Origin of the sequence: Acidocella sp., assembly GCF_013044125.1 — a bacterium.
Taxonomy (GTDB): domain Bacteria; phylum Pseudomonadota; class Alphaproteobacteria; order Acetobacterales; family Acetobacteraceae; genus Acidocella.
Window position 1 is genome coordinate 1 of the sequence record NZ_JABEVC010000025.1, and the last position, 7,731, is coordinate 7,731.

A 7,731-nucleotide genomic window follows, 5' to 3' on the forward strand; every position below is an offset into this window, starting at 1 on the left:
ATATCAATGCATCTGCCGCGGTGGCGGTTGTGGGGGCGAGCGCGGGCCGGGCTGGGTCGGCGGGTTTTAAGGTCGATGTAAGCCGGGGTGAGCGGTTGGGGCGGGTGTCGTCGGAATGGTTTTCGCGGCCCGACGATGAGCGGTTTCTGTCACTGCCGGAGTTGTATGAGGCGGTGCGCGCCCGGGCCGACCGGGCTGAGGCGCGAACCGTGGAGAGCCGGGCGATTCGGGTTGAAGCTCGGCGGGATGATGGTGACCGGCTGGCGCTCATTGTGCCGGGACAAGAGCGGCCAGTGGCGCCGACCCATTGGAGTTTTGGGCAGCTTTGCGGGCTGGTGGGTGCACCGGCCGGGTATCTGCGCGATCTGCCCGCACCGCTGGCGGGGATCAATCTGCAGCACGGGCTGCTCAATCATCGTGCCGAGCTGGTGAAAACCCTGGAGACCGATGATGGGCGGGTTGAGTTGCGCGCCGTCACCGGGCCGGATTATGGGCGAATCTGGGACCATGAATTGGTCGCGGCGGTGATGCGTATCGCCGGCAACGGCGCCGGAGATACCGCCTGGAAAGTGCCGGGCGTGCTGGATTGGTCGACCATGACCCACAACCCGTATGTGGACGTGACGAAAGAGACGACCACGCTCTATGCCAGCGATCGGGATGTATTTCTGTTCCTGGTCGATGACACGCACCCGATCGAGGCGGGGCGCTTGCCCAATGGTGAACCCGATCTGTATTTTCGGGGGTTCTATTGCTGGAATTCCGAGGTTGGCTCGAAGACTTTGGGTATCGCCTCGTTTTATCTGCGCGCGGTGTGCGCCAATCGGAACATTTGGGGTGCGGAGGATTTCCAGGAGATCAGTATTCGCCACAGCAAATTCGCGACGCAGCGGTTTGCGCATGAGGCAGCACCCGCGCTGCGGCGCTTCGCCAACTCCTCTCCCGCGCCGTTCGTGGCGGGGATCAAGGCGGCACGGGAACAGATTGTCGCGCGCCAGGATGAGGAGCGCGAGAGTTTCCTGCGCAAGCGCGGCTTCAGCAAGGGTGAGACGGCTAAGATCATCGCCGGGGTGCTGGAAGAGGAAGGTCATCCGCCGGAGAGCGTGTTCGATTTCGTGCAGGGCATCACTGCGCTGGCGCGCAGCAAGCCGCACCAGGATGCCCGGCTGGAAATGGAGGGTAAGGCGAAGCACCTGCTCGACCGCGTAGCCTGAGCGTTGATTGGGGTCCTGTTGGATATGTTTTTGGTATGTTTGCCGTGGGCCGGTATGCGGCCCACGGCATTTTTTGTTGCTGGGTCATCAGAGTCAGAGGGCGGCTGAGAATTTCGTGACGGGTTATAGGCTAGGAGAGTGGCTCCGGGCCGCCCGTCATGGAGTTTTTCCCATGGCCAAAACTGTTCAGAAAATCACGCTCAGTGCCTCGCGCGATATCCCATTCGATCGGCTGGTGCTCTCACAATCGAATGTCCGGCGCATAAAGGCCGGCGTTTCCATCGAGGAGCTAGCGGCGGATATCGCGCGGCGCACGCTACTGCAAAGCATCACGGTTCGCCCTGTGCTGGATGAGGCGGGTGCCGAGACCGGCATGTTCGAAATCCCCGCCGGCGGGCGACGCTACCGCGCGCTGGAATTACTGGTGCGGCAAAAGCGCCTTGCCAAGACCGCGCCGATCCCCTGCGTCGTGCGCACCGAAGGCATCGCCGAGGAGGATAGCCTGGCTGAGAATGTGCAGCGCGCGCCGCTGCATCCGCTGGATCAGTTCCGGGCATTTCAGGCCCTGCGCGAGAAGGGGCAGAGCGAAGAGGAAATTGCGGCGGTGTTTTTCGTTGCGGTCTCGGTGGTGAAGCAGCGGCTGCGCCTCGCCGCCGTCTCGCCCCGGCTGCTGGAGGTCTATGCCGAGGATGAGATGACCCTCGACCAGCTGATGGCCTTCTCTGTCAGCCCGGACCATGAGCGCCAGGAGCAAGTGTGGGAGGCGATCCAGCGTTCCTACAACAAAGAGCCCTATCAGATCCGCCGGATGCTGACCGAAGGCGCGGTGCGCGCCTCGGACAAGCGGGCGCAATATGCCGGTGAGGACTACATCGCGGCAGGCGGTGCCATCATGCGCGATTTGTTTCAGCAGGATGATGGCGGTTGGTTGCAGGATGCCGGATTGCTGGCGCGCGTGGTGGCGGAGAGACTGGAGCGCGACGCCGATGCGATCCGCGCCGAGGGCTGGAAATGGGTCGAAATGGCACCTGAGTTCCCATACGGTCACAGCTATGGCCTGCGTCGGATTGCCGGCACGCGCCGGCCGCTGACCGAGCAGGAAATCGCCCAGGTCGAGGCGCTGCGGGCCGAGGCTGAGCAACTCGAGGAAGAAGCCGCAGCGGCGGACGAGGTCTCCGATGATGCCGATGCCCGCCTCGCGGAAATCGAAGCCGAGATTGACGCGCTGACCCAGCGCCCGCCGGTGTATGACCCTGCCGAAATTGCCATGGCGGGGGTGTTTGTCAGCATCGATGGCAATGGCGCGCTGCGGGTGGAGCGCGGCTATGTTCGCCCCGAGGACGAACCGCCGGTGCTTGAGGAAGCTGAAGAGGCTGCATTGGCGGGCGAGAGCAGTGGTGTCGCAAATGATGATAGCGATCCCGCCATGCCGGAAAGTCGCATCATCGTTGCCCATGTCGGTGATGCGGCCGAACCGGAGGTGGAGGAGGAAGATGGTATCAAACCCTTGCCTGACCGGCTGCTGACCGAGTTGACGGCCTATCGAACGCTGGCGCTGCGCGAGGCGTTGGGCAACGAGCCAGGCATCGCTTACCTCGCGCTGCTGCACGCGCTGTGCCTGCGGGTGTTCTACCGCTACGGCGCCGAATCCTGCCTGGAGATTGAGGCGAAGAGTGTGATGTTCGGCGCTCAGGCGCCGGGCTTGGCTGACACGCCCTTGGCGGCACGGGTTGATGCACGGCACGAGGCTTGGGCAGCGCAATTGCCCGAAGATAGTGCTGAACTCTGGGATGCCCTTGCCAATCTCGATACGGATAGCCGTGAAGCATTGTTCGCCCATTGCGTGGCGCTGACGCTGAACGCCACGCATGATGTCTATAACCGCCGCCCCCGCGCGCTGGCGCATGCTGGGCGGCTGGTCGAGCTTTTGGTGCTTGATCTGGCCGCTGCGGGCTGGGCGCCGAATGTGGACAATTACCTCGGCAGGGTGACGAAGGCGCGAATTCTTCAAGCCGTGTGCGAGGCCAAGGGCGAGCAAGCCGCGCAACGGCTGGAGGGGTTGAAGAAAGGCGACATGGCCGAAGCCGCCGCGCAAATGCTGGCGGGCACCGGCTGGTTGCCAGAACCGCTGCGCACGAAGGGCGTGGAGACCATGACGATGCAGGCAGATGTTGCGGTAGTGGCCACGCATAGTGCCGTCGCCGCCGATGCCAGCGCGGATGAGATAGACGAGGCGGCTGAGGTAGCCGATCATCCATCTGCCGAAGACCATGAACAGCTCCAGCCCCACGAGATCGCGGCGGAGTGATCCCAGAACCCCGAGGCGGCCACGAGGCCACCTCGGGTCTATCCCTTCACCGCATTAAAACCCGGCTCCGTGCCGGGTTTTGCATTTCTGGAGATAGATCATGTCAGACAATCACAATCCACCATCTGATCAGCAACCGCTTCCTGCGGTTGATCCTTTTATGGCGGCATGGGAACAAAAAGAACGCGCGTATCGCCAGCGCGCGTGTGCCGTGCTCGAGTGCAACAAGAAAGCACTTTTCGGGATTCTGGCGGAACATAGCATTACCACTGTGATCGTGAATTTCGACGGCTATGGCGATAGCGGCCAGATTGAGGACATCACGGCCCAGAGCGGCGATGTTGCTGTTGAATTGCCGGATGAGCGGATCGAGATTTTCAGGCCAGGCTGGGATAGCCCGGACATTGAACGCCAGACCCACACGGTACGCGAGGCCATCGAGGCGCTATCCTATGATTTTCTGGCGCAGACCCATTGCGGCTGGGAGAATAATGATGGCGCCTACGGCGATTTTACCTTCGACGTAATGGAGGGCCGCATCACGCTCGAGTATAATGAGCGCTATACAGCCTCCGAAAACTATTCCCACGAATTTTGAGGAGGCGAAGATGGCGCACCCTTATCATCACGCTTTATCCTCCGCGAAAAAATGGGGTGGGACGGCGGAAGATTTTTTACCGCTTCATTCTTGGTTCGATGAATCGAAGCTCATAACAGCAGACTTCCGGCATCGGGCACTTCGCCATCATGCCGAAGGTATTTTCATGCTGGAGAGATTCTTTGGTCCCGTCATGACGATCTCGACTGGACGGATAATACCTGTGCGCCTGATCGGCGAACAGCATGTCCGAGAAGATCTCGGCCTCATACCGGGGTTCGCGGATTGGATCAAAGCCATCCGGCCCGAACCGTGGATGGGCCGGACCATGGCGCTGCATAGGCTGCTTGATCCTTTTGAAGTCGATGCTGCCTGAGCATCGAGTTTCAACATTCATCTCTCTCAACACAGACCCGGCTTCGTGCCGGGTTTTGCATTTCTGGAGGCCAACATGGCGGATTATTTTTCACCAACGGTGATACCGGAGATCATTCCGAATTCGGATATGACGAAGCTGGAGTTGTTGTTGCTCTCGCAGATGTTCGATGCCGACTCGGATGGCGACGGAACTTATTTCCATTCCTGGCAGGGACCATCGGACCTGATCTTGGTCAATCGCGCCGAACTTACCGCAGCGCTGGATGTGGCCCGCGGCAGCGATAGCCAGGTGCGCAACTATGTAGAGCAAAAACTCAAAAACGGCGCTGCGGATGATACATTCGTTGAACTGGATATGAGCGGGTTGTCGTGGGAAGTGATTCTCCAAGACATCGTGCGGCGCTCAGCCAAATTGCGTTATATCACCGTGATGACGGCGTTCACCTGTTCGAAAATGCGCGCCGATGGTTTTGGCGGCATGGCGTTGTTCATTACCGCCGAGGCCATCAAAGCCTGCTTGACCACGGAGTTTCTGTCGGACTGTCTTGCCTACATCGCCGGGCAGGAGGGCGGGTAGAAGGATGCCCGGGACAATTTACGCAGAACCATGACCAATGCGGATGGGCCGAACCCGGCAGCGGGACGGCCCATTTTGCGTGGGGCGGTGTTCTGCGGGTGCCGAAGGAAGGAATGTCCGCAGCCCCGCGGGGAATTGATGCCACGGGCCACTTGTCGCCCGTGCCAGTGAAACGGCGCCCTCGCACTTCCGATTCGGAAGATAGCGCCTGGGCAGGGCGGAACGATAGGCTGCGCTGTTCGGCAGCTTGATGGGCTGGTGTCCCGGTTGGCGGAAACTCTTTGGTGGTGGAGGAGAAAGCGATGCCCAAGCGTGATTTTACCATGCCTGTGGCTGAACTGGCGCAAATGCTGGCCCGGCAGGCCGAGGCGGTGTGCCGCCATTATCTCCCCGCCGGGCGGCGTGAAGGGCGTTATTGGCTGGTGGGGGATGTTCATAACACGCCGGGGCGGTCCTTGTTTGTGCGGCTCAGTGGCGGCGGCACGGGCAAGGGGGCCGCCGGGCGTTGGCAGGACGCCGCCGAGGGCACGCATGGCGATTTGCTGGATTTGATCCGGGAAAACTGCGGTCTGACCGAGTTCCGGGACGTGGCCGAGGAGGCGCGGCGGTTTCTCGGGCTGGCTGGCAGCGACAGCGCTCCAGCCGCTGTCAGCATTGATCCCGCACCAAATAATTCAGACGATACTGAGGACATGGCAGCCCAGGTTCAACGCTCCGCCCGGCGGCTGTTCGCCAAGGCTCAATCGCTGCCTGGAACGCTTGGCGATGCCTATTTGCGTCGTCGCGGTATTACCTCGGCGGCGCTTACGCGCATTGGCGCATTACGTTTCCATTCGCGCTGTTTCTACCGCGTGACTCCCGATGCACAGCCAGAACTCTGGCCAGCACTGATCGCGGCGGTGACCGACCTCGCGGGCATGATCACCGGTGTGCACCGCACCTGGCTCGATCCTGGCGGCTTTGATCGCATTCGGCTGGGCAAGGCACCGTTTGAGACACCACGGCGTGCACTGGGCCATCTGCTCGGCCATGCCGTCCGGTTCGGTCTGGCGAATGGTCTTGATGTGCTCGTCGCCGGGGAGGGCATCGAGACCATGCTGTCGCTGCGCTGCGTGTTGCCTGCGATGCCGATGGCAGCATCACTCTCGGCAGGGCATTTGGCCGCCCTGCTGCTGCCTGCTGGATTGCGGCGGCTCTACATTGCCCGCGATGCTGATTCAGCCGGTGATCGCGCCGTGGCAAGCCTGACCGAACGCGCAATTGCCGCAGGGATCGAGGCGCTGGTCCTTTCGCCCCGCCTGGGCGATTTCAACGATGATCTCCGCGAACTTGGCATTGCCGAATTACGAGCGAATTTGCGCGGCCAGATCGCGCCGGAGGATGTCGCGCGCTTTATGATTTACGGCTGAAATTTGACGCTGCGGAAACGCTGATTGCTGCTTGTTGACGCCGGTATCGTATTTGCAGCCAGGGCACGCTTGTGTGCCGGGCGGCCGCGCCGCCGGCCTTCCGAGAGGGCGCTCTGTGCCGTGGGCGGCGGCGGCCCGCAATGGCGGCGGGGCCGCTATTTTCCGCCGCCCCGGGGAATGGTCAGCAACACTTATCATACCGAGTGACACCGGGGCTTTGCATCGCGAAGCAAAATAGCGGCCCCGCCGCCATCCTCCGCTTACGCTCCGGCCTCACCGGTGCGGGCCGCCGCCGCCCACGGCCTGGATCGCCATGGAAGGCCGCGATGGGCGCGGGCTTCCGGCAAACAGGAGCATCCCATGACCCGCGAACACGACGATACCGGCTATGAGCCACCGCACGCCGCTTCCCCCACCGCGCATATTCTCAGCGAACTGCAACTCTATGGCTACCATCCTGGCCAGGACGAGCCCGACCCGCGGCCATTGCCCGAAGCGCCGCTGATTGCAGGCGCCGTCGCGGATATCTTCGATGCTTTCGCTGCCACCCTGACCGACACGCGGCTGGAGCCCGACCTTGAGGAACTGCTGTGGGCGACGGTCAATCTCTTCCATCGCGCCGTAGGGCGGATCGAGCGGGCGCTGGACGATAATGAGCAGGCGCAAAAACGCAGCCAGAAGGAGCAGGATGGCTCCGAAATACGCTCGGTCGAGCTCGAACGCCTGACGGCGGAGGGGCAGACATTGCTGGAACGGCGCGACTGCTTGGAATTCTTCCGTGACCAGGCCGCCGAGCAATTCGAGCGCCAAACACGTTCAGCCTGGCGCCCGCGCTCCGGCTCGATGGTCAATCACCGGGCGTTGACGGCGGCACTCATCGACAGCCGCGACTTTATCGCCGCCAAGCGCCGGGCCGAGACCGAGCCGCTACTGCCCTCCGGCCCTAAAATCGCCTTCACCGGCGGGATGGAGTTCAACGATCACATCCTGATCTGGGACAAGCTCGACAAAGTGCACGCCAAGCACCCGGACATGGTGCTGCTGCATGGCGGTAGCCCAAAGGGCGCTGAGCGCATCGCCGCTGCCTGGGCCGATGCGCGCAAGGTGACGCAGATTGCCTACAAGCCCGACTGGGTACGGCATGCTAACGCTACTTTGGCATATTTTTATTAGCGTTTTTTGTCAGGGGCGTGTCACAGTGCGGGCATCGTCGAGGTGGAGGCTGTGCCAAGAGATTGAGGATCGCG

General features: G+C 61.9%; 6 protein-coding genes and 1 pseudogene. All 7 read left to right on the forward strand.

What is annotated here, in order from left to right:
* Positions 1 to 104 precede the first annotated feature (104 nt).
* On the forward strand, positions 105 to 1,214 hold the full coding sequence (locus HKL97_RS01240) for a DUF932 domain-containing protein (RefSeq protein ID WP_291422068.1): 1,110 nt from the start codon (positions 105 to 107) through the stop codon (positions 1,212 to 1,214).
* A 172-nt stretch (positions 1,215 to 1,386) separates the two neighbouring features.
* Positions 1,387 to 3,522, forward strand: coding sequence for a ParB/RepB/Spo0J family partition protein (locus HKL97_RS01245; RefSeq protein WP_291422056.1), 2,136 nt, complete (start codon positions 1,387 to 1,389; stop codon positions 3,520 to 3,522).
* 100 nt (positions 3,523 to 3,622) lie between these two features.
* Positions 3,623 to 4,120: a DUF6878 family protein gene (locus HKL97_RS01250; protein ID WP_291422058.1), complete on the forward strand. Its 498-nt coding sequence runs from the start codon at positions 3,623 to 3,625 to the stop codon at positions 4,118 to 4,120.
* Positions 4,121 to 4,130: 10 nt separating this feature from the next.
* Positions 4,131 to 4,496, forward strand: coding sequence for a DUF6915 family protein (locus tag HKL97_RS01255; RefSeq protein ID WP_291422060.1), 366 nt, complete (start codon positions 4,131 to 4,133; stop codon positions 4,494 to 4,496).
* A 75-nt stretch (positions 4,497 to 4,571) separates the two neighbouring features.
* Positions 4,572 to 5,075, forward strand: coding sequence for a hypothetical protein (locus HKL97_RS01260; protein WP_291422062.1), 504 nt, complete (start codon positions 4,572 to 4,574; stop codon positions 5,073 to 5,075).
* 302 nt (positions 5,076 to 5,377) lie between these two features.
* A complete protein-coding gene (locus HKL97_RS01265) occupies positions 5,378 to 6,484 on the forward strand; it encodes a toprim domain-containing protein (protein WP_291422064.1) in 1,107 nt (368 codons plus the stop codon).
* 360 nt (positions 6,485 to 6,844) lie between these two features.
* Positions 6,845 to 7,636: pseudogene (locus HKL97_RS01270) on the forward strand (DUF2493 domain-containing protein); the annotation flags it as partial.
* Positions 7,637 to 7,731: the final 95 nt, after the last annotated feature.